At 64.1% G+C, this 26507-nt stretch carries 27 protein-coding genes and 3 pseudogenes; 17 read left to right on the top strand and 13 right to left on the bottom strand.

Going from position 1 to position 26507, the window contains the following annotated elements; genetic code table 11:
- The first annotated feature begins 422 nt into the window (after positions 1-422).
- Together NKJ46_RS02785 and NKJ46_RS02780 are read left to right on the top strand one after the other, a co-directional pair.
- Positions 423-1856 carry a coiled-coil domain-containing protein gene (locus NKJ46_RS02785; protein ID WP_352661582.1) on the top strand — a complete coding sequence of 478 codons (1434 nt, stop codon included), beginning with the start codon at positions 423-425 and terminating at the stop codon, positions 1854-1856.
- Between the two features lie 132 nt (positions 1857-1988).
- Positions 1989-3551, top strand: coding sequence for a serine hydrolase (locus NKJ46_RS02780; protein WP_352661579.1), 1563 nt, complete (start codon positions 1989-1991; stop codon positions 3549-3551).
- A 30-nt stretch (positions 3552-3581) separates the two neighbouring features.
- On the opposite strand, the gene NKJ46_RS02775 is transcribed toward NKJ46_RS02780, so the two are convergent.
- The gene (locus tag NKJ46_RS02775) at positions 3582-4517 is read right to left on the bottom strand and encodes a hypothetical protein (RefSeq protein WP_352661576.1); all 936 of its coding nucleotides are present in this window, start codon (positions 4515-4517) and stop codon (positions 3582-3584) included.
- 286 nt (positions 4518-4803) lie between these two features.
- On the opposite strand from NKJ46_RS02775, the gene NKJ46_RS02770 reads away from it, so the two are divergent.
- A complete protein-coding gene (locus NKJ46_RS02770; RefSeq protein ID WP_292662068.1) occupies positions 4804-5244 on the top strand; it encodes a lipid-binding SYLF domain-containing protein in 441 nt (146 codons plus the stop codon).
- An 18-nt stretch (positions 5245-5262) separates the two neighbouring features.
- On the opposite strand, the gene NKJ46_RS02765 is transcribed toward NKJ46_RS02770, so the two are convergent.
- Complete coding sequence (locus tag NKJ46_RS02765; RefSeq protein WP_352661572.1) at positions 5263-5895, bottom strand: TetR/AcrR family transcriptional regulator; 633 nt, start codon at positions 5893-5895, stop codon at positions 5263-5265.
- A gap of 198 nt (positions 5896-6093) precedes the next feature.
- Positions 6094-6285 carry a hypothetical protein gene (locus NKJ46_RS02760; protein WP_352661569.1) on the bottom strand — a complete coding sequence of 64 codons (192 nt, stop codon included), beginning with the start codon at positions 6283-6285 and terminating at the stop codon, positions 6094-6096.
- A gap of 295 nt (positions 6286-6580) precedes the next feature.
- On the opposite strand from NKJ46_RS02760, the gene NKJ46_RS02755 reads away from it, so the two are divergent.
- From NKJ46_RS02755 to NKJ46_RS02745, 3 genes are read left to right on the top strand one after another with little or no spacing between them, the layout of a single operon-like run.
- Positions 6581-7066, top strand: a complete 486-nt coding sequence (locus tag NKJ46_RS02755; RefSeq protein WP_352661566.1) for a (2Fe-2S)-binding protein — start codon at positions 6581-6583, stop codon at positions 7064-7066.
- Positions 7063-8046: an FAD binding domain-containing protein gene (locus NKJ46_RS02750; protein ID WP_352661563.1), complete on the top strand. Its 984-nt coding sequence runs from the start codon at positions 7063-7065 to the stop codon at positions 8044-8046. Before NKJ46_RS02755 ends, NKJ46_RS02750 begins: the two co-directional genes overlap by 4 nt.
- Positions 8043-10364 (top strand): xanthine dehydrogenase family protein molybdopterin-binding subunit, encoded by a 2322-nt coding sequence (locus NKJ46_RS02745; protein ID WP_352661561.1) that lies wholly within the window; start codon positions 8043-8045, stop codon positions 10362-10364. Before NKJ46_RS02750 ends, NKJ46_RS02745 begins: the two co-directional genes overlap by 4 nt.
- Before the next feature lie 236 nt (positions 10365-10600).
- Here NKJ46_RS02745 and NKJ46_RS02740 read toward each other — a convergent pair whose 3' ends face one another.
- Positions 10601-11611, bottom strand: a complete 1011-nt coding sequence (locus NKJ46_RS02740) for a zinc-dependent alcohol dehydrogenase family protein (protein ID WP_352661558.1) — start codon at positions 11609-11611, stop codon at positions 10601-10603.
- Positions 11612-11717: 106 nt separating this feature from the next.
- Here NKJ46_RS02740 and NKJ46_RS02735 point away from each other — a divergent pair, with 106 nt between their 5' ends.
- Complete coding sequence (locus NKJ46_RS02735; protein ID WP_352662365.1) at positions 11718-12647, top strand: LysR family transcriptional regulator; 930 nt, start codon at positions 11718-11720, stop codon at positions 12645-12647.
- A gap of 180 nt (positions 12648-12827) precedes the next feature.
- On the opposite strand, the gene NKJ46_RS02730 is transcribed toward NKJ46_RS02735, so the two are convergent.
- The gene (locus NKJ46_RS02730) at positions 12828-13601 is read right to left on the bottom strand and encodes a slipin family protein (protein WP_352661555.1); all 774 of its coding nucleotides are present in this window, start codon (positions 13599-13601) and stop codon (positions 12828-12830) included.
- Positions 13598-14989, bottom strand: a complete 1392-nt coding sequence (locus NKJ46_RS02725) for an NfeD family protein (protein WP_352661552.1) — start codon at positions 14987-14989, stop codon at positions 13598-13600. Before NKJ46_RS02725 ends, NKJ46_RS02730 begins: the two co-directional genes overlap by 4 nt.
- Positions 14990-15075: 86 nt before the next feature.
- Here NKJ46_RS02725 and NKJ46_RS34710 point away from each other — a divergent pair.
- Positions 15076-15200: pseudogene (locus NKJ46_RS34710) on the top strand (HAD family hydrolase); the annotation flags it as partial.
- Between the two features lie 17 nt (positions 15201-15217).
- On the opposite strand, the gene NKJ46_RS02720 reads toward NKJ46_RS34710, so the two are convergent.
- The 3 genes and pseudogenes from NKJ46_RS02720 to NKJ46_RS34705 all read right to left on the bottom strand — a co-directional run.
- Positions 15218-15676: an RES family NAD+ phosphorylase gene (locus tag NKJ46_RS02720; protein WP_352662362.1), complete on the bottom strand. Its 459-nt coding sequence runs from the start codon at positions 15674-15676 to the stop codon at positions 15218-15220.
- Positions 15677-15772: 96 nt separating this feature from the next.
- Positions 15773-16120, bottom strand: coding sequence for a hypothetical protein (locus tag NKJ46_RS02715; protein ID WP_352661549.1), 348 nt, complete (start codon positions 16118-16120; stop codon positions 15773-15775).
- Positions 16121-16273: 153 nt separating this feature from the next.
- Positions 16274-16378 (bottom strand): annotated as a pseudogene (locus NKJ46_RS34705) (pseudouridine synthase); the annotation flags it as partial.
- 90 nt (positions 16379-16468) lie between these two features.
- On the opposite strand from NKJ46_RS34705, the gene NKJ46_RS02705 reads away from it, so the two are divergent.
- Positions 16469-16978 (top strand): hypothetical protein, encoded by a 510-nt coding sequence (locus NKJ46_RS02705; protein WP_352661546.1) that lies wholly within the window; start codon positions 16469-16471, stop codon positions 16976-16978.
- A gap of 260 nt (positions 16979-17238) precedes the next feature.
- Here the strand turns inward: NKJ46_RS02705 and NKJ46_RS02700 are convergent, their stop codons facing one another.
- Complete coding sequence (locus tag NKJ46_RS02700; protein WP_352661543.1) at positions 17239-18003, bottom strand: pseudouridine synthase; 765 nt, start codon at positions 18001-18003, stop codon at positions 17239-17241.
- Between the two features lie 76 nt (positions 18004-18079).
- Here NKJ46_RS02700 and NKJ46_RS02695 point away from each other — a divergent pair, with 76 nt between their 5' ends.
- Positions 18080-18709 (top strand): DUF922 domain-containing Zn-dependent protease, encoded by a 630-nt coding sequence (locus NKJ46_RS02695; protein WP_352661541.1) that lies wholly within the window; start codon positions 18080-18082, stop codon positions 18707-18709.
- Positions 18710-18918: 209 nt separating this feature from the next.
- On the opposite strand, the gene NKJ46_RS02690 is transcribed toward NKJ46_RS02695, so the two are convergent.
- Complete coding sequence (locus NKJ46_RS02690; protein WP_352661539.1) at positions 18919-19662, bottom strand: SDR family oxidoreductase; 744 nt, start codon at positions 19660-19662, stop codon at positions 18919-18921.
- Between the two features lie 364 nt (positions 19663-20026).
- Between NKJ46_RS02690 and NKJ46_RS02685 the strand changes: the two genes are divergently transcribed.
- The 7 genes and pseudogenes from NKJ46_RS02685 (at position 20027) to NKJ46_RS02655 (ending at position 25542) form a co-directional block, all read left to right on the top strand.
- Positions 20027-20650: an NAD(P)H-dependent oxidoreductase gene (locus tag NKJ46_RS02685; protein WP_352661536.1), complete on the top strand. Its 624-nt coding sequence runs from the start codon at positions 20027-20029 to the stop codon at positions 20648-20650.
- A gap of 373 nt (positions 20651-21023) precedes the next feature.
- Positions 21024-21353 (top strand): ArsR/SmtB family transcription factor, encoded by a 330-nt coding sequence (locus NKJ46_RS02680; RefSeq protein WP_352661534.1) that lies wholly within the window; start codon positions 21024-21026, stop codon positions 21351-21353.
- A 17-nt stretch (positions 21354-21370) separates the two neighbouring features.
- Positions 21371-22057: an aquaporin gene (locus NKJ46_RS02675; RefSeq protein ID WP_352661531.1), complete on the top strand. Its 687-nt coding sequence runs from the start codon at positions 21371-21373 to the stop codon at positions 22055-22057.
- Positions 22054-22475, top strand: a pseudogene (gene arsC / locus NKJ46_RS02670) (arsenate reductase (glutaredoxin)). The gene NKJ46_RS02675 and the pseudogene arsC overlap by 4 nt, the downstream one beginning before the upstream one ends.
- A 69-nt stretch (positions 22476-22544) precedes the next feature.
- A complete protein-coding gene (locus tag NKJ46_RS02665; RefSeq protein WP_352490030.1) occupies positions 22545-22877 on the top strand; it encodes an ArsR/SmtB family transcription factor in 333 nt (110 codons plus the stop codon).
- 50 nt (positions 22878-22927) lie between these two features.
- Positions 22928-24304, top strand: a complete 1377-nt coding sequence (locus NKJ46_RS02660; RefSeq protein ID WP_502903355.1) for an NAD(P)/FAD-dependent oxidoreductase — start codon at positions 22928-22930, stop codon at positions 24302-24304.
- A complete protein-coding gene (locus NKJ46_RS02655; protein WP_352661527.1) occupies positions 24301-25542 on the top strand; it encodes an MFS transporter in 1242 nt (413 codons plus the stop codon). Before NKJ46_RS02660 ends, NKJ46_RS02655 begins: the two co-directional genes overlap by 4 nt.
- Positions 25543-25566: 24 nt before the next feature.
- Here the strand turns inward: NKJ46_RS02655 and NKJ46_RS02650 are convergent, their stop codons facing one another.
- The gene (locus NKJ46_RS02650; RefSeq protein ID WP_352490035.1) at positions 25567-25791 is read right to left on the bottom strand and encodes a hypothetical protein; all 225 of its coding nucleotides are present in this window, start codon (positions 25789-25791) and stop codon (positions 25567-25569) included.
- Between the two features lie 231 nt (positions 25792-26022).
- Complete coding sequence (locus NKJ46_RS02645; RefSeq protein ID WP_352661524.1) at positions 26023-26388, bottom strand: VOC family protein; 366 nt, start codon at positions 26386-26388, stop codon at positions 26023-26025.
- Positions 26389-26507 lie beyond the last annotated feature (119 nt).

Raw genomic sequence — 26507 nt, 5'->3', positions numbered from 1 at the left:
ATCAGCGAAACGTATTCAACACAATCATTTATTAGGTCAGGCATTTATCAGGTCAGGCATTTATCAGGTCAGGCCTCCCGGCAGTGACACGCGTCGTCTTAGGCCGCGACCTTGTAGCTGCTGCAGAAACACCGAGGCGCTCGGCCGGTCCTTAAGACAATCACCAGGCGATCCCTCAGGCTTGCGCCGCTTCATATCCGTTTCGGGTGAAATGAGTGGGCATTTTGCGAGCGGCGCCAACGGCTCGGGTATGGAGTGCGCCAGAACACGTCATTCAAACACACGAGGACAGTGGCGAAGCCTGTCCCTAGCGTGCGTCGGCCAGAGCGCATGTCAGGAGATGAACCCGCATCCGGGGGAGGCGAGGATCAAGTGTTGAAAGTCCGCTCCTCAACGGCGCTGCACGAGAGGGATATTCGGTCATGAATTTCAAAGGTTTGATCAAGCGTGCCGAGACTGTGGAGAAAGCGTTCAAGGAGCTCGAAACCGATTTGGCGGATGCATTCAGCGAATGTCTCAATGTGGACGATCAGTCGCCGCTGTATGACGTCACAGTGCCGGAGGAGACTGCGTCGGATGAGAATCTCGCGGCAATGGATGACAGCTCGCAGCTCGAGGCCAATGCGGACGCCTTCGAGACCGCGCGGCGGCTGACCCCCCATACGCAAACCCGGCTGGCTGCCTTGAGTGCGGTCGATGGGCTCTTTCACGACGCGCAGGAGTATCTGGGGGAGATCAACGCAAAACTGTCGGAGATCGCGACCTCGCATCATCTGACAGGCGAATTCCTAAAACTCCTCCACGGCGACATTCTTCGCGCCAACGAATTGGAGCTGGCAAATACCGGCCTGACCGCGCAACAAAGAGTGCTGTCCGAACAGCTCCACGATGCAACCAGAAAGCAGCGCGAGCGCGACAGCGCTATCGAGGCGCTGCAGCAGCACGAGGCGAGCCTGGTCGAGGACAAGGAAGCACTTCGCGGCGCGCTGGCGGCGGCAAGGCTGGAACTCGTCGTGGCAGGCAATGCGAGCGCAAAACGCGAAGCCGAGTTCGGCGAGCTTGTCAAAACGCTCTCGGCCAGAGCCGTCGAGGCCAACAGACGCTCGCGCGAGAACGAGATGCTGCGGGAGAAGCATGTCAGCCTGTCGATCGACCTCGACAAGGCGCTGAAACGGGAGGCCGAGGCCCGGCACAGGCTGGATGAACTCTCGACTGTCCATGCCAATGATGCCGCGCAGGTTTCGGAACTGCTGGCTGCGCTTGGCAAGAGCGAGAAAGAGGAGATGCGGCTGCAGAAATCGCTGGATATGGCGCAGGCAAAGCTATCGGAAATAACGGAAGCGGCCCGCCTCAGGGACGGTGACAGGGAAGCCGAGCTTGCACGCAGTGTTGCGGAGATGACCGGCTTGCGTTCCGAAATCGAGGATCTTCGATCGCGACTGGAGGCCGCCTCCAACCAGAACAGCGACGCCGCCAGCGAGATAGCCAGGCTCAAGGCCCAAGCGAGCGACGCGGTGGCGGAAAAGCAAATTGTCGAGCAAAAACTGTCTGCTCTCACGAAGGAGAGCGAAAACGACAAGATGAACCTTTCCGCGATCAGCGCGAATTTTTCGCAGCTTTCCCTGCAGCAGGCGTCCGAACAGATACAGTTCGACGTCCAGAGGCAGGAATGCGAGGATCTGCGCGTCGAAGTCGCGTCGCTTCAAGCCCGGGTCAAGGAACTGTTGCCCTACGAGCGGCTCCACAAGGTTACCAACGCCAGACCGCGTGAAGACGGCGTGGTCGAGATCACCGCCGCGGTGGCGGAGAAGGCCCGCACCAGCAGGCGGCGCCTCCGCCTGCGTGCTGCATCCTAGTTCAGGCGCGGCTGTCTGAATTTCGACTGGTGTGAAGCGGACATCCGTCAATGGATGGCGGGTCGAGCGTGAGACTGGCCTTCCCTGCGTCGGCCTGCGATAGTGCACGCCGGTGAGGCGGAGGGGCTGAGCATGCGGCTATTCACAAACCGGAATCACCTCCGGTGGAGGATGTTGGCCTTCATCGCCATCATGGTGCTTTTGCCGAAAGCGGCGTCGGCCGATACCATCCCACCCGACAGGATCGCCGCAGCTCTGTCGAAGCTCGAATTGCTTGCCGAAGGCGCCGTCGCGAACGGTGCCGTACCGGGTCTGGCCATCGGCGTCGTGCATGGCGACGAGGTGATCTTCCTCAAGGGGTTCGGGCATCGCGAGGCCGGCAAGCCGGAGGCAGTCGACGCCGACACGGTGTTCCAGATCGCCTCGCTCTCCAAGCCGGTCTCCGCAACCGTCGTGGCGGCGCTGGTCAGCGACGGGATCGCTTCGTGGGATTCCAAGATCGCCGACCTCGATCCGGCCTTCAGGCTCGCCGAGCCCTATCCGACCAGCGAACTCACGGTCCGCGACCTGTTTGCGCACCGCAGCGGGCTTCCCGGCACGGCAGGCGACGACCTCGAGGACATTGGCTTTGACCGCGCGGAGATCCTGCGCCGCCTGCGGTTCGTGTCGCCGTCATCGAGCTTTCGTGCGGGCTATTCCTACAGTAATTTCGGACTGACCGAGGGTGCCGTCGCGGCCGCGAAGCCGACAGGCAAGCCGTGGGAAGAGGTCGCCGAAGAGAAGCTCTATCGTCCGCTTGGAATGGCCTCGACCAGCTCCCGCCACTCGGACTTCATCAAGCACGCCAACCGTGCCGAGCTCCACGCCAAGATCGATGGCGCCTGGACCGCGAAGGTCCAGCGCTACCCGGATGCGCAGGCGCCAGCAGGCGGCGTCAGTTCCACCGCACGCGATCTCTCGCAATGGATGCGGCTTGTGCTCGGCAACGGGGTCTATGCCGGCAAGACGCTCATCAAGGCCGATGCGCTGGATCAGACACATGTTCCCTTGATGGTTCGCGGCAAGAACCCCGTCTCCGGAGGCGAGGCCTTCTACGGCCTCGGCTGGAATGTCGAATTCGGCCGGCACGGGCCGATCTGGGGTCATGCGGGCGCCTTCAGCGCCGGCGCACGCAGTCTGGTGATGCTCTTTCCCGAGGAGAAGCTTGGCATCGTCGTCATCGCCAACGCCTTTCCGACAGGCGTGCCGGAGGGACTGTCCGACAGCTTCGCCGATCTCGTCTTCGACGGAACGCTGGGGAAGGATAAGGTAAAGGCATGGAATGATATCTATGCAGGCATGTTCGGCCCGGTGATTGCGGCGGCCAAGGCCACCTATGCCGCGCCTCCTTCTCCGGCAAGTCCGGCCGAGCCGGCCAGTGCCTACGCAGGCCGTTATTTCAACGACTTCATCGGCGATGCTATTGTGTCAGGCGAAGGAGACGCCCTTGTCCTCAAGGTCGGGCCCGCCGGTGCGCGGTCCTATCCACTGAAGCATTTCGACCGCGACCTCTTCCTGACCTTTCCCGATGCCGAGATGCCGGACAGGCCCTCGGCCGTCAGCTTTGCCGTCGGCTCCGACGGCAAGGCGTCGGCCGTGACCATTGATTTTCTCAACGACAATCATCTCGGCACGCTGCAACGCGTAGGGGATTAGCCGCCGCGGGGCGGGCGAGCCTTTGCCGGTTCAGGATGCCGGGCCGAACTGGAGCAATTTGAAGCAGTCGCCGCTGCCCGACGTCATTTGCGCCAGGAAGGGTTTCGACCGCTCGATCCATTCCTGGTGCGATCTGGCATCGGCTTCGATCTCGTTGGCCGGTGCAAGCTTGACGAAGCCGCGCCCCTTGCTGAAAAGCCAGCACGCGCGGCCGAGAAAACGCCTGCTGCGCTGGCGCAGGAGGTCGGCATCATAAAAGACGTCGAGCACCTCCTGCCTGATCTTCCGCTCCTTTTCGGGATTGGCGATCGCAACCTCGATCGGCTCGCCGCCGATCGCATCCTGCAGGTCCTTGTAATCTAGGGCGATCTGGGTGGTGGCATATTTGATATCGCTCTCGTCCCGGACGATGTTGAACCATAGCGTTGGGTTGAGCTCGTTGACGACGAACGATGCTTCGAAATCGCGCGACAGATTGAGAATATCGAACCCCTGAACATCGACATCGCGCTCGACCAGAAGGATCTGCGAGACCTGCTTGGCGAGCGCCGTTCCGTGAGCGCTGATGGCGGCATTGTTGCCGCCGAGTTCCGGGCTGACATAGGCGCCGCCATCATCCAGCAGCGCATCGAATTCGCCGAGGGCCTCCACGACAGCGCTGGCGCGGGCAACACGCGCCGCCAGTTTGGCGAGAACCTGCTGGAGCTCCGTTTCGCGTTTACGCTGGTCCTGATAATCCTGCTGGAAAAAGAAGATGAACAGGGACACGCCAATCCCGATCAGGATCACGCCCAGCTGCGAAAAGATATTGCGATAATATTCCAGCAGCTTTTCACGATGGCGTACGTCGTCACGCACACTGTGCGCCACGCGAAGATTGACGATCAGCGAAACGATCAGGAGCCCGGCACCGACCAGGATCAGGCCGCCGATCAGGAGGTAGCCATGGCGTGAGTTGAAGTCCATTCCTTTGCCGCGCTCCCCGAAACCCCAGACGGGCACAGACTAATACCATTCCGCTTCAACACCTACGTGTTCGTGGGCACCGGCGACAGATCCCCGCCATTCGGCCGCTGTTCTTACAGCCGGGACTATGCTCGCCATCGCCTCGTTTCGTAGCGGTCTTCTCGCAGCCGGATTCAGGCCGCGCGCTTGGAACCAATGACGGGCGAGACTGTTCAGCTATGACTTTGATCCGACGCTGGCGTGCCCGGCCCGGTTGGGCATGCGGCGATCTTGAGGAGTTCTCATCATGAAGATTTCGTCCAGATTTCGTTCAGTCGTGGTTGCCGTCATCACTGCGGCGGCAGTTAGCTTTGCCAGCGTCGCACATGCCGACAGCGGTACGATCCGCTTCGCCGTCTACAAGGCGGCCTTCTTCATCGGCGGCTCCGGAGGCGAGGGCACACTGACCTTCCATGGTCGCCGATATCCCATCTCGGTCGGCGGCATCTCGGGCGGCCTCGCCTTCGGTGCCTCCAAGACCTATTTCAAAGGTACCGTGCGCCACATACGCCGCGCGCGGGATGTGACGGGGGTTTACGGTGCAGCGGGCGGTGGCGGCGCGCTCGGCAAAGGGGCCCAGGTGATCGTCATGACCAATGACAAGGGTGCCCAACTCGAACTCACGGGCAGGCAGGTAGGCCTGCAGGTCAATGCCGATCTCAGCGGTATGAGCATCTCGCTGAAATAAGGACAGTCACTGCATTCGTCATTCCTTGGATGGGCCGGATTTGGCCGCTCCAAACCGCAGCCCATCCATCAAGAGCGACACCAATCGGCGCGAGCGGTCGCGCCAGTCCTTGGTGTCCGGGGCCGAATAGATGCCGCCCAACGCATGCAGCACGTCGGAGGCATCGACGTCGCCGCGGATCGAGCCGTCGGCGACCGCGGCATCGATCAGCCGCCGCAAGGCGAGCGTCACCCTGCCCGAAACGTCGGAGAACAGGGTTGAGTTGGTCGTGAGCAGGATGCGCAGGCTTGTCGACAACCCGCGCTTGGTGGCGATGTAGTCGACGAAGCGCTGCATCCATTGTTCGAGCGCCATGTCAGGCGCATGATCGTGGGCGAGTTCGTCGGCCGCCTGGCTCAGCCCTTCCACTTCGCGCCGGTAGACCACCTCGACCAGGTGCTCGCGGGTTGGAAAATGCCGGTAGAGCGTGCCGATGCCGACGCCGGCCTGGCGCGCAATCTCCTCCAGCGAGGCATCGACGCCGTGCGCGGCAAAGGCCTTTGCCGCGACCTCGACCAGCGCGTCGCGGTTGCGCTGCGCATCGGCGCGCAGCGGTTTTGCAACAGCGGCTTCGGCCTTGTCTCGAGGTATCACGGGCGGCTCCGCGGCCAATTTTTTCTCCAGTGTCGATCCGAAGCATAACCGGATAGGCAGGCCCCGTTTCAACAACGCGGACGCTTCCACCTTCGTTACGTCTCCAACAAATATAATCGCAAGTAATCACAGGATCGAGTCTGGGCCGGCATTCCGGCAGGCGAGGCATCTTGCCCGTCTCCGGTGAACGACCGGTGGATGACGACGAAGGATATTTCACTCCTCATCTGTTCGGCCGATGCCGTGGGGCAAAAATGAGCCCACATTGAGCACGATCCCCTCAGGATCATTGGACTGTCCTGCCCCTACAGACAGTTCAGAGAGCACCACCGGCTTGGGCCGGTGGTGCTTTTTTGTCTCCAGGCATGACGGCTGGCTGCCCAGCCAATTTTCTCCAATTTCGATCATTTTCGATCCTGGGCTTGAACAGCGCCGAGCGGGCCCTTAGGTAATAAGCGGAGGCGCCTCCGATTGTGGAGCGCCTTTCTCATGTAATCACGGGATCGGGTATGTCACGTCTTTCGACCTCGCAAGCCGCAGCCCTCCTCGAGGTCGCACCAAGTCAGGCAGACCCCCTCTGCCCTGCCGGGCATTTCCCCCAAGGGGAAGATAGCCTTCACCTAGCCATAAGCTGACCTTGCCGCTCGCCGGCCGGGCACCAGATCATCCCCTCCCGCGTCAAGCAACTGGAGCCAGACGCCCCATGACAAGCAAAACCCGAACTCCAATCCAACTTCAAATCAACGGACATCGACATGAGCTGGAGGTCGAACCGCGCGTTACGCTGCTCGACGCCTTGCGCGATCATCTCGGCCTGACCGGCACCAAGAAGGGCTGCGACCAGGGCCAGTGCGGCGCCTGCACGGTGCATATCGACGGCCAGCGCGTGCTGGCCTGCCTGACGCTTGCCACTCAGGCCGAAGAACGTGCCATCACCACCATCGAAGGGCTTGCCGGGGAGGATGGCGCGCTGCACGCAGTGCAGGCCGCCTTCCTCGAACAGGATGCCTTCCAGTGCGGCTATTGCACGCCGGGCCAGATCATGTCGGCGGTCGCCTGCATCCGCGAAGGCCATGCCGGCTCGGATGAGGAGATCCGGGAATACATGGCCGGCAATCTCTGTCGCTGCGGCGCCTATCCGCATATCGTCGCCGCCGTGCGCCAGGCGGCCATGGAGGCCGCATCATGAGGGACTTTTCGTATCTCCGCGCCGGCTCCGTCGATGCAGCCCGTGAGGCAGCAGCACTGCCCGGCGCCATGCTTTTGGCCGGCGGCACGACGCTTGTCGACCTCGCCAAATGCGGCGTTGCCGAACCCGAGACGGTGGTCGACATCACCCATCTCAAGGGACTGGACACGATTGCCGTCGATGACCGGGGCGCGACGATCGGCGCGCTGGCCAGGATGAGCCGCGTCGCCGACCATGCCGATATCAAGAGCAGGTTCCCTGCCGTCTCGGAGGCGCTGTGGCAGGCGGCATCGGCGCAGTTGCGCAACATGGCGACCATCGGCGGCAATCTGATGCAGCGTACGCGCTGCCCCTATTTCCGCGATCCGGCGAATTTCCCCGCCTGCAACAAGCGCTCGCCAGGCAGCGGCTGCTCGGCGATCGGCGGCGTCACCCGCGGCCATGCCGTGTTCGGCACCAGCCAGGCCTGCATCGCCACATATCCCGGCGACCTGGCGGTTGCACTCGTCGCCTTCGACGCGATCGTCCATCTCGGCGACCGCCAGATTGCCGTCGATGACTTTTTCCTGCTGCCGGGCAGCACGCCCGACAAGGAACATGCGATCGAACCCGGCGAGATGATCACCGCGATCAGCATTCCCGCTTCGGCCGCCGCCCGCCGCTCGACCTATCTCAAGGTCCGCGACCGCCAGTCCTATGAATTCGCTGCGGCAAGTGCCGCGGTCGGCATCGAATTCGAGGCTGACGGACGGACAATCAGCGATCTGCGCGTCGCGCTTGGCGGCGTCGCCACCAAGCCATGGCGCGCCCGCGCCGTCGAAGAGGCGCTGAAAGGCAAAGTGGTCGAGCCGGAGGTCGTCAGGCAAGCCAGCCTGCTTGCCGTCGAGGGCGCTGTCGACCATGGCGCCAACCACTACAAGATCGAACTGGCGCCGCGCGTCGTCGCCCGCGCCATCCTCAAAATGGGAGAAACGGCATGACCGTTCACGAGTTGAGAACAAGACCCGGCGATGCCAAACGCGGCGACGCTTCGGACGGCGCCGTCCTCGCCGATCAGGTCGGCGGCCGGCTGTCGCGCGTCGACGGCCCGGCCAAGATCACCGGTGCCGCCAAATACGCCGTCGAGCAGCAGCTCGAGGGGCTCAGCCATGCGGTGCTGGTCGAGAGCACCATTGCCGCCGGTCGGGTGCGTTCGATCGACACGGCGGCGGCCGAGGCCGCGCCGGGCGTGCTGCTGGTGCTGACGCCCGACAATATCCTGCCGCTGAGAACCGCAACGGACTGGCTGGGCACGCCGCCGCCGTCCGTTGCCTATTGCCCGCTGGCGCGCGACATCACCTTCAGCGGCCAGCATGTCGCGGCGGTGGTGGCCGAGAGTTTCGAGCAGGCGGTCGCAGCCGCAGCACTGGTCAAGATCGCCTATGACGAGGCGCCGGCGATCGTCGACCTCAGCGATCCAAAGGCCGGCGACGGTATCCCGGTCGATGCGATGACCAAGGAATGGGGCGAGGCGGAGACAGCGTTCGCCTCGGCTCCGGTCAGGATCTGCAATGCCTACAACACGCCGCGCGAATACCAGGCGCCGATGGAGCCGCATGGCCTGATCGCAAAGTGGCAGGGCGACCAGCTGACGGTCTGGGAGCCGAGCCAATGGCTCGACGGCATGGCGCGGACCTATGCCGAATGGTTCGGCGTGCCGTTCGAGAATGTGCGCCTTGTCTCGCCCTATATTGGCGGCGGCTTCGGCTCCAAGGCGTTCGCCTACGGCTACGGCGCTGTGGCGGCAGTCGCCGCGAAAATGCTGGGACGGCCGGTGAAGCTGGCGGTCACCAGGCCGCAGACCTTCACCGCCTATGGTGGACGGGCAGCGACGCGCCAGACGGTGGCGCTCGGCGCCAACGCAGAAGGCCAGATCCAGTCGATCGTGCATCGTGGCGTCAACGAGACCTCGGTCGATGGCATGTGGGTCGAGCCGCTCGGCTCGGTCACCTCGGTCATGTACGCGACGCCGAATTTCTCGTCGCGGCAGAACGTCGTGCGGGTCAACACGGTCGTACCGGGGGCATTGCGCGCGCCGGGCGAAAACCCGAGCGCCTTCGGCATCGAAAGCGCGATCGACGAGCTCGCCTACGAGGTCGGTATCGACCCGCTGGAAATCCGTCTCAGGAACTATGCCGAGCAGGATCCGCATGCGAAGAAGCCGTGGTCGACACGGCAGCTGCGCGAGGCGTTCGCCGCAGGCGCGGAAGCCTTTGGCTGGTCGAAGCGGGACCCCCGGCCGCGTTCGATGCGCGACGGCAACCAGCTGATCGGCTGGGGCGTCGCCGCCGGCACCTACCCGGTGCGGCGCGCCTATGGCGAGGCGGTCGTGCGCATTCTCGCCGACGGCTCGGTCGAGGTCGAAAGCTCGTCGATCGACATGGGGCAGGGCACTTACACGATCCTGGCGCAGACCGCCGCCGAGGTGGTGGGCGTGCCGGCGGAAAACGTCATCGTCAAGCTTGGCGATTCCCGCTATGCCCGTGCCGGCGTCACCGGCGGTTCGCGGCTGGCCGGGGTGATGACCGGCGCCGTCCACAAGGCGGCGAGTGCCGCGCTCGACCAACTGATCGGGCTCGCCATCAGCGATCCGGCTTCGCCGTTCCATACGCTGCAGGCCAACACGCTCGTCGTCGCCAATGGCCGCATCGCTTCGCCGCGCGGCAACGGCCCTGAAGTTTCCATCGCCGAACTGCTCAGGAGCGTCGGGCGCGAGCATATCGAGGCGAAGGGCGACACCATGCCGGCCAATTCGACGGTCGAGGACCGCTACAAGAACTACACCACCATAGCCATGGCGCTGCCGCACACCGAGGGCGACTATTCCCGCCACAGCTGGTGCGCGCATTTCATCGAAGTGCGCGTCGACGAGGACTTTGGCACGGTTCGTGTGTCGCGCGTGGTGTCGGCGCTGGATTCGGGCCGGCTCTACAACCCCAAGCTCGCCGAAAGCCAGTGGAAGGGCGGCATCATCATGGGCATCGGCCAGGCGCTGCTCGAGGAAGGCATCGTCGACCGCCGGCATGGGCGCATCGTCAACAACAACCTTGCCGACTATCTCATCGCCACCAATGCCGACATTCCAGACATCGAGGTGATCTCGGTCGGTATTCCCGATCCGCATTCCTCGGTGCTCGGCGGCAAGGGGGTCGGCGAGCTGGGCATCGTCGGCGTGGCGCCGGCGATCGCCAACGCGGTATTCCACGCCACCGGGAAAAGGGTGCGGGATCTGCCGATCACGCTGGAGAAGCTGATTTAAGGCGAGACGGTGGAATTGCCAATCTCCCCCCTCGTGGGGGAGATGCCCGGCAGGGCAGACGGGGGCGTGAAGGATCGCCAGCGTTCAGTTCAACTTTGATGAGCCGAGAACCTTACGTGGGTGCGCGAACTGCTATTGTCCGATAGGCTGGAGGGACAGCGCCCCCCTCTGTCCTGCCGGACATCTCCCCCACGAGGGGGGAGATCAGCAGCTTCATCGCTCTGCCTTTTCCAGGCTCACCACGACAGGCTGAACGCGAGCTTGCCGAAATGCCGGCCGCCGGCTGCCATGTGGGCGTAGGCCTCGGTCGCCTGGTGCTGGCCGTAGACCGTGTCGATGACCGGATCGATACGGGCGGCGCCGATGGCGCGTGCGGCATCGCGCAGGTCGGATACTGAACCGGTGTTGTTGCCCACTACCTTGAGCGCCTTTATGATGATCGGCAGCAGGTTCGTGGTGGCCTCTGCGCCGGTGACGAAGCCGATGGCGAACACCGTGCCGCCGGGCGCTGCGGCATTGATCGAGCGGGCGAAGGTAGCCGCGCCGCCGGTTTCGACGATCAGGTCGGCGCCGAGGCCGTCGGTCAGTTCGAGCACCTTGGCGTCCCAGTCCGGTGTCTCACGATAATTGATGAGATGATCCGCACCCAAGGCCTTGGCGCGCGCCAGCTTGTCGTCAGACGACGAGGTGATGATGACCGTGGCGCCGGCTGCCTTGGCCAGCTGCAGGGTCAAGATCGAGACACCGCCGGTACCGAGCAGGACGACGACCGATCCCGGCCCGGCATCGGCGGCGCGGAGCGCATTCCACGCGGTGGTGCCGGCGATCGGCAGCGTCGCTGCCGCTTCGAACGACAGATGCGCCGGCATCGGCACGACGGCATTGGCCGGCAGCGCGACATATTCGGCGAGTGAGCCCGGCAGCGTCAGGCCGCGCATCTCTCTGGTCTCATAAGGCCGCGGACGGCCGCCGATCCACCGCGGTTTTGCATGGGCGATGACGCGGTCGTTGATGGCGAGCCTTGACACGCCCTCGCCGATGCCGACGATCTCGCCGGCGCCGTCGACGACGGGAATGAGCGGAAAGCTCGGGCCTGGATAGTTGCCGCTCGCGATCGCGACATCGACAAAATTGAGGCTTGCGGCGCGCAGGCGGATCAGCACTTCGCCGCGCTGCGGTTCAGGCGTGGGAACGGTGGCCGCGCGAAACGCGTCCAGTCTCGGGGCAGTCAGTTCGATGGCTTTCATGTCTCACTCCGGTTGATGGGCCGATTGACGGGCCGGGATTGAGTGAAACTAGCTGCTGCGTTATTGGTATATAATCCTTGGCTTTTACATTTGAGCTCTGCGTTTGATGCAGCAATCGTACGAACCGGCAGCATTGGCCGAAATGGCCGCCTTCGCGGCAATCGCCGAAGCACGCTCCTTCACCAAGGCAGCGGCTCGCATCGGCCGCGACGCGACGATCCTGTCGCGACGCCTTGCCTCGCTGGAAGAGCGGTTGGGCGTGCGCCTGCTGCATCGGACGACGCGAAGCGTGTCGCTGACCGAGGCGGGTTCGGAGTTCCTCGCCCGCGTTCGTGCCATTCTGGCCGCCGTCGACGAGGCCGAGGCTGCGGCGTCGGCGCATGCCGGCGGCGGGCCGCGCGGCGTGCTGCGGCTGGCGCTGCCCGGCTCGTTCGGGCGCATGTGGATCGGCCCGCTGCTGCCCCAGTTTCTCGCCGAATTTCCCGACGTTCGTATCGAGGCCGAGTTCTCCAACCGTTTCGTCGATCTCGTCGCCGAGAATTTCGATGTCGCCGTGCGTCTCGGCGCACTGGAGGATTCGCGGCTGGTGGCGCGCAAGGTCGCGACACGGCGGCGGCTGCTATGCGCCGCACCGTCCTACCTCACCCGCCGGGGCACGCCGACTGAACCTGAAGCGCTGCTTGAACACAGCTGTCTCGGCTTCTCAGGCTTCCAGACCTTTCCGGCCTGGGAGATGACCGACAGCACGGGGCGCCGCGTCAGTATCGAGGTCTCCGGGCCGCTGGTCACCGACGATGCCGAGGTACTGGTCGAAGCCGCCGTGCAGGGCGTCGGGCTGATGATGAGCACGGATTGGCTGGTCGGACGCGAGCTCGCCGACGGCCGGCTGGTGCCAGTGCTGGAGGACTGGACGCTTGCCGACGAAGGCGCCGTCTATATCGTCATGCCTTCGGCCAAGGGACAAGCCGCAAAGACACGTGCCTTCGCCGACTGGATCGGCAAACGCTTTGCACCGGTCCCGCCGTGGCGGAGGTGAGGTGCTGATCTCCCGCCTTGAGGGGGAGATGTCGCCGAAGGCGACAGAGGGGGCGCCGCGCGTGGAGCGCCAGCGCCGTCTCTCGTAGAGGAAGGCGTCGGCGATCTATGTGAGACGACCCCCTCTGGCCGCTTCGCGGCCATCTCCCCCTCGAGGGCCCTCGAGGGGGAGATTACGCGCTCAGCCGCCTCCGCCTCCACCGCCCTGCAGTTTCAGGAACTGGCTGAGCAAATCCACCGGCAGCGGGAACACGACCGTCGACGAGCGTTCGCCGGCGATGTCGTGCAGGGCCTCGAAATAGCGCAGCTGCATGGCTTGCGGCTCCTCGGCCAGCATCTTGCCGGCCTCGACGAGTTTTGCCGCCGCCTGCTGTTCGCCGTCGGCGTTGATCACCTTGGCGCGCCGCAGCCGTTCGGCCTCTGCCTGCTTGGCGATGGCACGGATCATGTTCTCGTTGAGGTCGACATGCTTGATCTCGACATTGGAGACCTTGATGCCCCAGGCATCCGTGCGCTGATCGAGGATCTCCTGGACGTCGCTGTTGAGCTTGTCTCGCTCGGCCAGCATTTCATCGAGCTCGTGCTTGCCGAGCACCGAGCGCAGCGTGGTCTGCGCCAGCTGGTTGGTCGCGGCCATGAAGTCCTCGACCTGGATGACCGCCCGCTCGGCGTCGACGATACGAAAATACAGAACGGCGTTGACCTTCACCGAGACGTTGTCGCGCGAGATCACGTCCTGCGGCGGCACATCCTGGACCACCACTCGCAGGTCGACCTTCACCATCTGCTGCACGAAGGGGATGAGGATGATAAGGCCGGGGCCCTTGACCCCGGTGAAGCGGCCGAGCGTGAAGACCACGCCGCGCTGATATTCCCGCAGGATGCGAATGGCCGCGGATAGGAACATGACCACGACGAGCGCTGCTGCCAGATAGGCCACATAACCGATGATCATTGCCTTGCTCCATCGCTTTTCACATTGCGGCGCCGTATCGTCAGAACGAGACCCCTGACATCAGCCACCTCGACGCTGTCGCCCACCGCAAGGGGTTCGTCGGCTTTTGCCCGCCAGCGCTCGCCCCGGGCGAGCACGTGGCCCTCGCTGCCCTGCCAGTCGAGGACCTCCGCTGGCAGTCCTTGCATGGCCTGTGCGCCAACACGCGGAACGTTCTTGCGGGCCGCCCACAGATAGCTGCCGGTCAACAGCGCCAGGCCGAGCGTCAGGACGGCGGCGGTGCCGATAACGGCCCACGACATCTCGAAGCCGGGCCCCTCGATCCTGAGCAGCATGGCAGCGCCCAGCAGAAACGCAGCCACGCCTCCCAGCCCAAGGACCACAGTCGGATTCAAGGCTTCGACGACCAGGAAGATGATGCCAAGCAGCATCAAGGCAAGGCCGGCATAGCTGATCGGCAAGAGATTGAGCGCATAGAGGCCGAGCAGAAGGCAAATCGTGCCGATCACGCCAGGCGCGACCGCGCCCGGGCTCGTGAATTCGAAGACGAGGCCATAGACGCCGACCAGCATCAGGATGACGGCGATGTTCGGGTCCGTGATGACGGCGAGAAGCCGGATGAGCCAGCCTGGCTCGAGCGTTTCGACCGGCAGCCCTTTCGTCGCCAATGCCTCTTTTTTGCCGGCGATCTCGACGGTCCGGCCGTCGGCCAGTTGAAGCAGTTCGGTGGTGTCGCGGGCGACGAAATCGATGACATGCTGCTGCAGCGCCGCGCCGGCCGATAGGCTGGCCGCCTCGCGCACGGCCTTTTCACCCCATTCGGCATTGCGCCCCCGCAATTCAGCCAGGCTGCGGATCAGGGCAACGGCGTCGTTCGTCGCCTTGGCGATCATCGCATCGCCCCCGGGTGCGTTCTTGTCCTTGTCCGCCTCGGGGCCATCATTCTTGCCGCCGTCGGGAAACGATGGCAGCGGCCCACCCATCTCGATCGGCGTTGCCGCGCCCAGATTGGTGCCGGGCGCCATCGCCGCCAGATGGGTGGCGTAGAGGATATAGGTTCCGGCGCTCGCCGCATGCCCGCCGGCGGGCGCGACATAGCCGATGACCGGAACCGGCGAGGCGAGGATGCCGGCGATCATCTCGCGCATGCTGGTGACCAGCCCGCCGGGCGTGTCCATCTGCAGGATGAGAGCCTGGGCGTTTCGGTCCGCGGCCACCGCCAGTGCTTCCTCAAGCTGCCTGGCACTCGCCGGACCGATGGCGCCGTCTATCTCGACGCGCAACACAATTTTCTCCCGGCCGTCCGCCTCTCCGGTTGCGGAAGAGGGACAAACGGCCGCAACAGCCACGAAAGCCGCGGCAAGCAGGACCGCACGCGCGAGTTTCACGCTCAAAGCTCCACATCTAGGAATATGGGCTGGATTTTGCCGAAATCCATGACGCTTCGCGGTGGGTGACGCAGCGCACGGTGCTGCTGGGCGTAGGCCTGTTCAGCGGCGGCTACGGCACCGAGAAGTTCCGCCAATCGGGCACGTTCCGCGGCTGTGCAGACCCGACGACGTGTTGCGCCACATAGACGAGGTCGGCGGCCATACCTGACGGCGGCGGATCCGCCGCTAAGTCCAGTCGATTTCCCCGTGATCGGTTCTTGTCGTTATCGGCCCAGCCGGCAACCGATCACAAAACGCGACGACGTTCAGGCAGTCATACCGCGCGCTGGGCGCGATCAGACCGTCATAATCGAGGAAATATGCGGCCTCACCGATGTCTTGCGACCTCGGATATTCGGCGTGCTTTTCCTGGTATGAAAGCTGCCCGTAGCGCGAGGTATCGAGGCCAAGGGTCTGCAAGGCGGCCAGGTCGAGCAGTCTGAGCGTCCGGTCCAAAGCAAGATCGATCTCGAAGAGATTGTATCTGACACGCGAAGGGACCACTGGCTGCCCCCGCGCCAGGTGGAATCTCATCTCGCTCAAGGCACCTTCGCGCTCTTGCGAGGTGTAGAGCACGTCGAATGTTCCATCGTCCCAACGGCCACCGGAACTCGAGCACTGGATCGGGCTGCGGCCCTGGCGCACCACACGCCAAACCGTTCCGGAGTATTCGACAGGAATTATTGCCTCGATAGCGTCGATGAGCCGGTTGTCACGTCGCTTCCGCCCGGCGATTGCCAATTATACAAAGACCTCGTTTTCGAGCCGATCGATGACTTTGAGCACGTCGAGGGCCCGGTCGTCGTGAATGAGATCGATTGCTCTTTCACCGTTCAATTGCGGGTGTCGGGCATAGAGCCACGTGCGGATATCGCCGGGTTCATAGAACTCCTGCAGACGACCGACGATATAATGCAGGTCCGACAGGATGAGTTCGCTGCGCGGCTGGGGCTTGATATCACCGGCCTTCCATCTGGAAACCGTGGCCTTGGAGACCTCGGTGATATTCGCAATGTCGGTCCCCTTGAGACCGCCAAACATGCTCAATTCGTCCAGGAATCTGGGGACCGCCCGCAATGGCGTACTCATGATTTTCTCTCCGGCTGCCGAGCCGGTTCGCGTCGAACCAGCACCTCGGTTGCGCGTTACATTTCGGTTTCACAGAAGGAAAATATGAAACAGAAATGTTAATGTCAATCGTCCCTTCGATGCGAAGGCGCTGAAGCCAGCAGCCCAGGCCTCAAGCAGCGCCAGCTCTTCAGTGCTCAGATGGCGCGCCTTGCCTTTGGCGAGGCCGCCGAGCTGCAGCGAACCGATCGCGATCCGCACCAGCCGCCGCACCTCGACATCACTGGTGATGCCACGGGACAATTTGCTCTGTATAGTCCTTGATGCCACGTGGCTGACGATGGTTCGATGGCTGGGGAGGGGAAGATCATGCGAAGCGGATTGGCGAAATTCATCGCGGCGGGTTGCGTCGCCGCTCAGACCGCGCTGCAAGCGGCGCAGCCGGCATCTGCCGCGCCGTGCGGCTGGACCGCGAAACTGGAGGAAGACGAGGGCGGCAAAGTTCTGATGGCGTCGGTCTGTGGCGGATCGAATGGCGGCGCCCAGCTGACGCTGGCCTGTTTCGGCAAGCCGACGCTGAGCTATGATCTGGGCGACACCGGTCCGCAACTGGAGGCCGGCAGCGCTTCGTTCACGTTCAAGGCCGGGGGCAAGACGGTGACCAAGACGCTTCAACTCGAAGAGATGTACAACAACTTCACCGTGGAATTGGGCAGCGCCGACCCGATGCTGGCCCTGCTGCGTTCCAAGGGCGAGGTCACGGTCGTCTCAGGCAAATATGGAGAGAACAGCTTTCCGCTTGCCGGCTCATCCGCCGCCATCGCCAAGGTGCTGGCCCAGTGCGGCAAAGCCAAGGCTCCTTCCGACAATGAAGATTGATGAACCCCTCACATTTCGGTTTGAATCACGCGAGACCATCGCCAGGCTTTGATCGATTTGTTTGTCCCGTCGGTTGGCTAGCTCCCATGCCCGCCCAAGAATCGCTCAAGATCTTTATGCAGAAAATCAAAGCCGCCGGCTGCGATCTGTGGTGTGCTGACGGATGTAATACCGACAGAGATTGATATCCGCCGCGCTGCTTGTTGCGTTACTTGGGCTTCGACTGGCAGCTGGCTGACTGTCGAGTCGCCGCCAGCCGCTCAGGCCCGAAGCAGCGCCAGCTCTTCCGCCGTGAGATGGCGTGCCTTGCCTTTGGCAAGATCGCCGAGCTGCAATTGGCCGATCGCGACCCGCACCAGCCGCAGCACCTCGACATCGTGGGCGGCGAGCAGCCGGCGGATATGGCGGTTGCGGCCCTCGTCGAGCACGATCTCCAGCCAGGCTGTGCTGGTGCCGCTGCGCAGGATCTCGATCGAGCGGGCCGTCAGCAATTCGCCGTCGACGGTTGCGCCGGCGCGAAACCCTGCCAGCATGTCCACATCGGGCAGGGCGCCGATCTGCACGTGATAGGTCTTGGCGACATGCGAGGCGGGGTCGAGCAGGCGCTGCGCGAAACGGGTGTCGTTGGTCATCAACAGCAGGCCTTCGCTGGCCTTGTCGAGGCGGCCGACCGGCGAGACGAAAGGCAGGTCGAGGCCTGCCAGACAATCATAGACGGTGCCGCGGTCCTGCGGGTCGTCGCGAGTGGTGACCAGCCCGCGCGGCTTGTTGAGCATCAGATAGATCTTGCGCTCGGCGGCGACGCGGCGGCCGTCGACCTCGATACGGTCGCGGCCGGGATCGACGCGCATCGAGCCGTTGCGCACGATCTTGCCGGCAACCCGCACGCGGCCCTCGGCAACCAGAAGCTCGGCCTGCTTGCGCGAGCACAGGCCAAGTTTCGACAGCGCGCGGCACAGGCTGACGCCGGGAGGCTGGGTCCCTGGGGCAGGGCGCTGCCGGGCAATGTTCGGTCGCGGCGACATGGCGTTGCCTGTGGATTCTTGTATACGAGCATCCCAGTATAGCCGGCCGCCGGCTATGTCCACGGAAGGGAACTGCATGTCTTTTGCATCGTGCGCAGCAGCCGCGAGGACTTGCATAAAAACAGCCGTTCGCCTTTGCCTGCTGCTCGCCCTCCTGCCGACATCGCCGGCGCATGCCGGCTGGCAGGCGGTCGAGAAGGTCGAGACCTATGCCATCTCAGGGCAGACCGGCCCGGAGCTCTACGCCTCGATCGGCGGGCGCGGGCCGCTGCTCGGCGAGCGCCGCGTCATCGCGCATACCAATTTCAAGCTGACCTGGGTGAGGGACTACCAGCCGCAAGGCGATGCCTGCGTGCTGGTGTCGGCGCGGCCGAAGCTGATCATCACCTACACCTTGCCGAAGCCGGCCGCGCGGCTGCCGGGCGCAATCCAGAAGAACTGGGAGGTTTTCGCAGCTGGCCTCGCCGCCCACGAGAAGGTGCACGGCGCCAGCATCGTCGACATGGTGCACAAGATCGAGACGGCCACCATTGGCCTGACCGTCGCCGATGACCGTGGCTGCAGCAAGATCAGGACCGAAGTGACGAAACGGCTCGCCGGAATCTCGCAGGCACAGCGGCAGGCGAGCCGCGATTTCGACCGGGTCGAATTCGGCCCGGGCGGCAAGCTGCGGCAGCTTGTGTTCACGCTGATGACCGGGGGATAGTCGAGGCAGGGCAAGGTTGGCGGGACAGCACCGCCCTCTGTCCTGCCGGACATCTCCCCCTCAGGTGGGGAGATTGGATATCACCCCTGATTTCGCCAATCGCGAACGTTGCAAAAAGAGTGCTGCCGACGAAGCTGCCGATCTCCCCCTCTGAGGGGGAGATGTCCGGCAGGACAGAGGCGCAGCGCATCGACGTCTGCAGGCTGACCTCACGCCTGCTCGGTCGGATAAAGCGTCAGGATGTTGACGTTGACCCGTGGCGGCTGGGTCACCGCATACAGGATGGCGGCGGCGATGTCCTCGCTTTCCAGCTGTTCCATATCGCCCAGCCTTTGCTCGACCGCCTGGCGCACATCGTCGCGCATGTTGCGGGTGAACTCGGTCTTGACGGCGCCAGGCTCGATGCAGGTCACGCGGACGCCGTCCTTGCCGATCTCGCGGCGCAGTGACTCCGCCATTGCGCTCACCGCATGCTTGGTGCCGGAATAGACGACCGAAGGGTGGATGTAACGGCCGGTACCGGACGAGACGACGACGATGTGGCCGGCGCCTTGCCGCTGCATCGACGGCAGTGCAGCATGGATCGGATAAAGCAGGCCGAGAATGTTGACGTCGACCATCCGGCGGTATTCTTCCGGCGTCGTATTGCGGAACGGCGCGGCGACGCCGACGCCGGCAACCGCAAGCAGCATGTCGAGCCGGCCGTACTCCTGCTGGACCCGTTCGACCATCGCCGTGGCTTGCGTTTCGTCGGTGACGTCGACGGCAATCGGCAGTGCTGCGCTGCCGGTCTCACGGATCCGCCTCGCCAGATCGTCCAGGCGCTCAGCGCGCCGCGCGGCAATCGCCAGCGTGGCGCCCTCGGCCGCCAGCGCCAAGGCAGTGGCCTCGCCGATGCCTGAGGAGGCGCCCGTCACCAAGGCGATCTTGCCGCTCAGTTTTCCTGTCCGCATCTTTTTCTCTCCTGACGCTTTGAGCACGCCGTGAAGCTAGGGCGCAGGCTTTCGGGCAACAATGCTGATCGAAAACCGAATCCACTCTTGGGGTTCGTGGGCTCAATACGCGACGGCGCCCGCTCCCCGCAGAATGCCGCAACGCATGCAGGACAGTGCCCTCCGGCAAGCCCATGTGTGCGCAATTTCCTTTGAGCGGACGACCGGGCCTTGACGTGACTGGAGCTGTTGCGTCTTGATATGGGGGCTGCGGGGCTTCGCATGAAAACAGCTGATCGACTATGTCTGCGGGTGGCTTGTTTGCATGCGACGCGCCTGCACGCACCATCGCGATCCTCTCGCGACCGACCGGTCTGAGCGCAAGATGAAGGTCCTCGTCGTCTATTGCCATCCCTGCGCCGACAGCTTCAACGGCGCCGTGCGCGATACGGTGCTGGAGACGCTTGCCGAAAACGGCCATCAGGTCCACCTGCTCGACCTCTATTCGACCGGCTTCGATCCAGTCATGCGCACGCAGGAATGGCGCGGTTACCACGACAAGGCGGCAAATCTGCAATCGGTGCACGAACATGCGCAGGAGCTGCTCTGGGCGGAGGCGGTCGTCTTCATCTATCCGACCTGGTGGTATGGCCTGCCGGCTATGCTGAAAGGCTGGCTGGAGCGCGTGCTGGTGCCGGGCTTCGCTTTCGAGATGCCGACCGCTCGACGCGGCCCGCAGCCCAAATTGCGGCATATACGCCGGGTGATGGCAATGACCACATGCGGCGCCACGCCGCTGATGTCGTGGATCATGGGACAGCCCGGCCGGCGGACCCTGCTGCGCGGCTTCCGCTCCGTCTGCCATCCGCTGTGCCAGACCAAATTCCTGGCGCTCTACCGGATGGACAGTGTTTCGGAAGCCGGGCGCCAGGCGCATCTGCGGCGGGTCAGGAAAGCGGTGGCCGGTCTTGGCCGCGCTGATGCGGTCGCCGCCACAGTGCCTGGCTGATTTGGACCAGGCGAGCCGGCGAGGGGCAGCGGGCGCTCGCTTTGGACAGGCGATAGCTTCGCCGAAGTCGGCGCCCCCCTGATCGCCCTGCCGGGCACTTATCCCCGTGAACGGCAGCGCTATCGCATATGGCGGCCCCCTCATCCGGCCGCTTCGCGGCCACCTTCTCCCCGCTGGGGAGAAGAGCCTGGCATCAACGCAGGCGACCTCCTCTCCCCTCGGGGAGAGGTCAGATTGCCCCGAATTGCCCTTCGCAATTCGGTTGGCAATCCGGGTGAGGGGCACTTGCCGACGTGCGATTGCCCTGCGGTGAACGGGGAGTCGCTGGCCCATGCGCGTTGACTCTCTTCGTCATTTCTGGAATATTGGAAACATGGATAAGACACTCGCCCTTTCGGCGCTTGCCGCGCTCGGCCAGGAAACCCGGCTGGACGTTTTTCGCCTGCTGGTGCGGGCTGGAGCCGACGGTGTGCCGGCAGGTGAGATCGCCTCGCGGCTCGCCGCGTTCCCGAACACGATGTCGGCTCATCTCAAGATCCTGTCGCATGCCGGCTTGGTGCGGACCGAACGCGAGGGCCGCAGCGTGCGCTACTTTGCCGATATGACCGGCTTTCGCGATCTGCTGGCCTACCTCATGGAGGATTGCTGCAATGGCGCGCCGGAACTTTGCCAGCCTGTCATCCAGGCCGTGACCTGCGATTGATAGCGAGAAGATCCAGCATGGCCAACCTCTCCCGCCGCCTTGTTGCCGAGGCCCTCGGCACGGCTCTGCTGGTCGCCACCGTGGTCGGTTCCGGCATCATGGCTGACAGGCTGAGCAGCGATGTCGCCGTCTCCCTGCTCGGCAACACCTTGCCGACCGGGGCGATCCTGGTCGTGCTCATCACCATATTCGGGCCGATATCCGGAGCGCACTTCAACCCGGCGGTGACGCTGGTATTCGCGCTTCGACGCGAGATCGAAACGAACGCAGCGCTGGCTTATGTCGCCGCCCAGATTGCCGGCGGCATTGCTGGAACGTTGCTCGCGCATGCGATGTTCGAACTGCCGATCCTGCAAGTGTCGGCGACGGTGCGGACCGGAAGCGGGCAATGGATTGCGGAGCTGGTTGCCGCCTTCGGGCTGGTCTTCACCATCCTCGCCGGCTTGCGTTTCCGTCCGGATTCGATCTCCTGGCTGGTCGGGCTCTATATCACCGCCGCCTACTGGTTCACCGCATCGACATCCTTCGCCAATCCGGCCGTCGCCATCGCCCGAGCGTTCTCCAACACTTTTGCCGGCATCCGCCCCGCCGATCTGCCGGGCTTCATCGGCGCCGAACTTTTGGGCGCGTTGCTCGCCATGGCATTGGCAGGGTGGCTGCTCGCCCAACCGAAACCAGTCGGACAGATGAAAGCTGCGCAATGACCATCACCATCTACCACAACCCCGATTGCGGCACCTCGCGCAACACGCTGGCCATGATCAGGCAGTCCGGCGAGGAGCCTGAAGTGATCGAATATCTGAAAAACCCGCCGTCGCGCGAAAAACTCGTCGAACTGATCGCAGCGATGGGCATGACGCCGCGCCAATTGCTGCGCGAAAAGGGCACGCCCTATGCCGAACTTGGCCTGGGCGACCGCAAGTGGAGCGACGACCAGACCTCGATTTCATGCTAGCGCATCCGATCCTGATCAACCGGCCGATCGTGGTGACGCCGCTCGGCACCGTGCTTGCTCGACCCTCCGAAGCCGTGCTCGATATCCTGCCCAATCCGGATATCGGCCCGTTCACCAAGGAGGACGGCGAGGTCGTGATCGACGTCAGCGGCAAGCGCGTCGCCTAGAGACCAGCTTATTTCGATCTTTGTCGAAATTCTCTTGACGTGCAGCGATTCTGGAAATAGCTTATTTCCATGAAACTCGAAAAAGCAGCCTCGCAACTTGAAGCCCTCGGCAGCCCGACGCGGTTGCAGCTCTATCGGACGCTGGTGCGGGCGGGCGATGAGGGGCTGCCGGTCGGGCGCATCCAGGACAGATTGGGCATCGCTGCCTCGACGCTGTCGCATCACCTCAAGCGGCTGGTCGACACCGGCCTGGTGACACAGGAGCGCCAGGCGACCACGCTGATCTGCCGGGCCAACTATCCCGCCATGAACGGGCTCATCGGATACCTCGCAGACGAATGCTGCGCCGACGCCACCTGTGCGCCGGCATCGGCGGAAGCGGCCGCCAAAACGGCGGCGTGATTTTTTTGGCATTATAATTCGAAATTACCGGAAGGATGGAAGACATGGAGATGGTCGAAAAACTCCCCGTTGCGGTGATCGGCGCCGGGCCGGTCGGTCTGGCGGCAGCCGTCCACCTCATCGCGCAGGGCATTCCTGTCAAAGTCTACGAAGCCGGCAATGCGGTTGCATCCAATCTCAGGGATTGGGGCCATGTCCGTGTGTTCACGCCCTGGCGCTATTGCGTCGATCAGGCGGCCAGAAACCTGCTCGAGGCGCATGGCTGGCGGATGCCTGAGCCCGAGGCATTCCCGACCGCGGACGACCTCGTCGCGGATTATCTCGAGCCGCTTGCAGGGCTTCCGCAATTGTCGCCGTCGATCGAAGCCGGCGCCCGGGTCGTCCGCATCTCGCGCTGGGGCGCCGACAAGGTGCTGAGCAAGGGACGCGAGAACCGGCCGTTCATGCTGGCGGTCGAGACTGCCGATGGTACAAGACGCGACAGCGCCCGTGCCGTCATCGATGCTTCGGGAACCTGGCAAATGCCGAACCCGCTCGGCGCCGGCGGAATTCCTGCAGAAGGCGAAGCCGAGTTTGCCGACCGCATCGCCTACGGCATTCCCGATATCCTTGGCCGCGATCGCAGCCTTTATGCCGGCAAGACGACGCTGGTTGCCGGCTCCGGCCATTCGGCCGCCAATGCGTTGCTGGATCTCGCCAGCCTGGCAAATGTGGACGCCGGCACGGCTTTCATCTGGACAACGCGTGGCACCGACCTGGTGCGCATCTATGGCGGCGGCGATGCCGACCAATTGCCGGCACGCGGCGAACTCGGCGCCGAAGTGCGCGAACTCGCCGAGAGCGGCGGCGTCAGGCTGGTGACGGGCTTTGCAGCCGTTTCGATCCGCGATGCCGACGGCCGGATGGTCGTCGAAGGCCACACCAGGGACGGCTTGCAGGCCCTTGGCCCGGTCGACCGCATCATTGCGGCGACCGGACAACGCCCGGATCTCTCGCTGACCCGCGAGCTTCGGCTCGAGCTCGATCCGTGGCTGGAAAGCGTCAAGGCATTGGGACCGTTGATCGATCCCAACGAGCACTCCTGCGGCGACGTGCCACCGCACGGCCATCGCGAGCTCAGCCATCCCGAGCAAGGGTTCTATACAGTCGGCATCAAGAGCTATGGCCGCGCACCGACCTTCCTGCTGCTGACCGGATATGAGCAGGTCCGCTCGGTCGCGGCGGCGATCGCCGGCGACATGATTGCGGCCGACAATGTCCAGCTTGTGCTGCCCGAGACCGGGGTCTGCACCGTGCCGAGGATCGGCATTGCCGACAAGGGTTGCTGCGGCGGTCCGGCGCCGGCAGCGGTGGATGCCTGCTGTGTCGCCGACGCCGAGGCGAAGGCGGTCGGCAAAGGCGGCTGTGGCTGCAGCGTCGCGGCATGAGCCTTTCGCCGCCTTCGCCGGCCATCTTGCGCAGCCGCGGCGCAATCATCACGGCGCTTGGCCTGACGCAGATCATGGCGTGGGGGTCATCCTACTATCTTCCCGCGGTCATCGCGCCGGCGGTCTCCTCCGATACCGGCTGGCCGCTGGCATGGGTTGTCGGCGGCCTGTCTCTCGGCTTGCTCGTGGCGGGATTGATCTCTCCGCGAGTCGGGTCGTCGATCGAGCGGCATGGCGGCCGCAATGTCCTGGCGTTCAGCGCCGGATGCATCGGGGTCGGCCAGATCGGGCTGGCCGTTGCCCCCAACCTTGCGGCCTATATCGCTGCCTGGCTGGTCATCGGCCTGGGCATGGGGGCGGGGCTCTACGATGCCGCTTTCGCAACGCTTGGCCGCCGCTACGGCCATGGCGCGCGCTCCGCCATCACCGCGCTGACGCTGTTCGGCGGTTTTGCCAGCACGATCTGCTGGCCGATCTCGGCCTTGCTGCTACAGGAGGTCGGCTGGCGCGGCACCTGCCTGGCATACGCGGCTGTTCAGTTGGTGATTGCGCTTCCGCTCTATCTGGTGATCCTGCCCCGCGAGGCGCCGAAACCGCCAGTCAGGCCAGGATTGCCAGTCGGGCCAGGATTGAACCAGGCGCCGCCGGCCTGCGAAGGCAATCCCGATCCGTCGATCATGATCGTTTTGGCCGCCACACTTACGCTCGCGGCGGTGATCTCCTCGACGCTGTCGGTGCACCTGCTCACCATCCTGCAAGGCAGCGGCATGGCGCTGGCCGCGGCCGTCGGGCTCGGCGCGCTGGTCGGCCCGTCCCAGGTGGCGGCGCGCGCGATCGAGATGACCATCGCGCGCTACCACCATCCGATCCTGACCAAGTTTGCCTCGGTTACCTTCGTCGCGATCGGCGTTTCGGCGCTCTGGGCCGGCATGCCAGTCATCCCGTTGGCGCTCGGCTTCTACGGCGCGGGCATCGGCCTCGAATCCATCGCGCGGGGGACGTTGCCGCTCGCGCTGTTCGGCTCGAACGGCTACGCGAAGCTGATGGGCCGCCTCGCCATGCCGAGCCTGATCGCCCAGGCAGCGGCACCCTCGGTCGGCGCCTTGCTGCTGGAGCGCTTCGGTCCGCATGGCACGTTGGCCGCGCTTTCCGGTCTGGCGCTGGCCAACGTCATCCTCGCATGCGGCCTGGGGTGGCGGATGCTCCGCTGGCGGCAATCGCAGGTTCAAACTCGGTAGGATTTCGACCTGCGTTCAGCGCCGTCAACTGGAGAGCGGGAGATCGTCCAAGGGATCGACAAGGAAGGACGCGGCAATCAGATCGTCCGCGTCGAGGCGCAGTGAACCTTTGGCGCCGCCCATAATGGCGGCAACCTTTTGAAACGTCTTGATCTCGTGCTCGGTAATCTGGGCACTTTGCATTCTGGATTTGAGGTCAGCAACGCGCAGCCCCAAACTGTGGGACATTCCGATTTTACGGTTCGACATGGTAAGATGCTCCTCCCCGGCCCATGTTTGTTTTGCCACCCGCCCTTATTCGCATTTCCTCCGCCTGCCTAAATATGAGGCATCGCGAATACAGCGCCCGAACGCCCGATGCAAGGGAAGGTTCCGGCGCGCAGAGGTCACGAAATAATAACAAGAAGGAAGCACGGCCGATGGTCCGGCCGGAGATAGGACTTAGGTACGACGCCCCGCCAGACAGAGGGCTCCGGTGGCTTATCGGCTGGCGAGGACCATGCGGTTGCCTTCGCTGTCGCGAAACTCCGCCACCGTGCGCCCCGGCTGCCACGTCGCCTCATGCGGTTCGGTGACGATCTCGACGCCGCCCGCCTTCAACGCCGCGATCATTGCTCCGACATTTTCGTCGACCAGCACCAATACGGGCTCCGCGCCGGGGGCGTCATCGGCGCGCCTGATGAAATGCAGGTTCGTCACGGCATGCGGAAATGCCAGCTCGATCCAGCGCCAGCCGCCATCGCCCATCTTCTGGTCGGCCAGCACCTGACAGGCGAGATGCCTGGTGTAGAACGCCTTGGCGCGGTCCTGGTCGAATACCGGAAGCTCGGCAAACTGGATATGCATGATCGTCTCTCCTGCTTGATGGCTGCCGCGCAGCCGCCCACGCGGGAAAGACGATGCGGGCGACCGAAAAGATTCTTCGGCAAGGAGAATCTTTTCAGCGCAGCCGGTCGTCCTTCGTT

This window comes from Mesorhizobium sp. M0166, assembly GCF_040322255.1.
In the GTDB taxonomy this organism is placed as follows: Bacteria; Pseudomonadota; Alphaproteobacteria; order Rhizobiales; family Rhizobiaceae; genus Mesorhizobium.
Note: the sequence above shows the minus strand (reverse complement) of the source record. Positions and strands in the feature narration are given on the sequence as shown.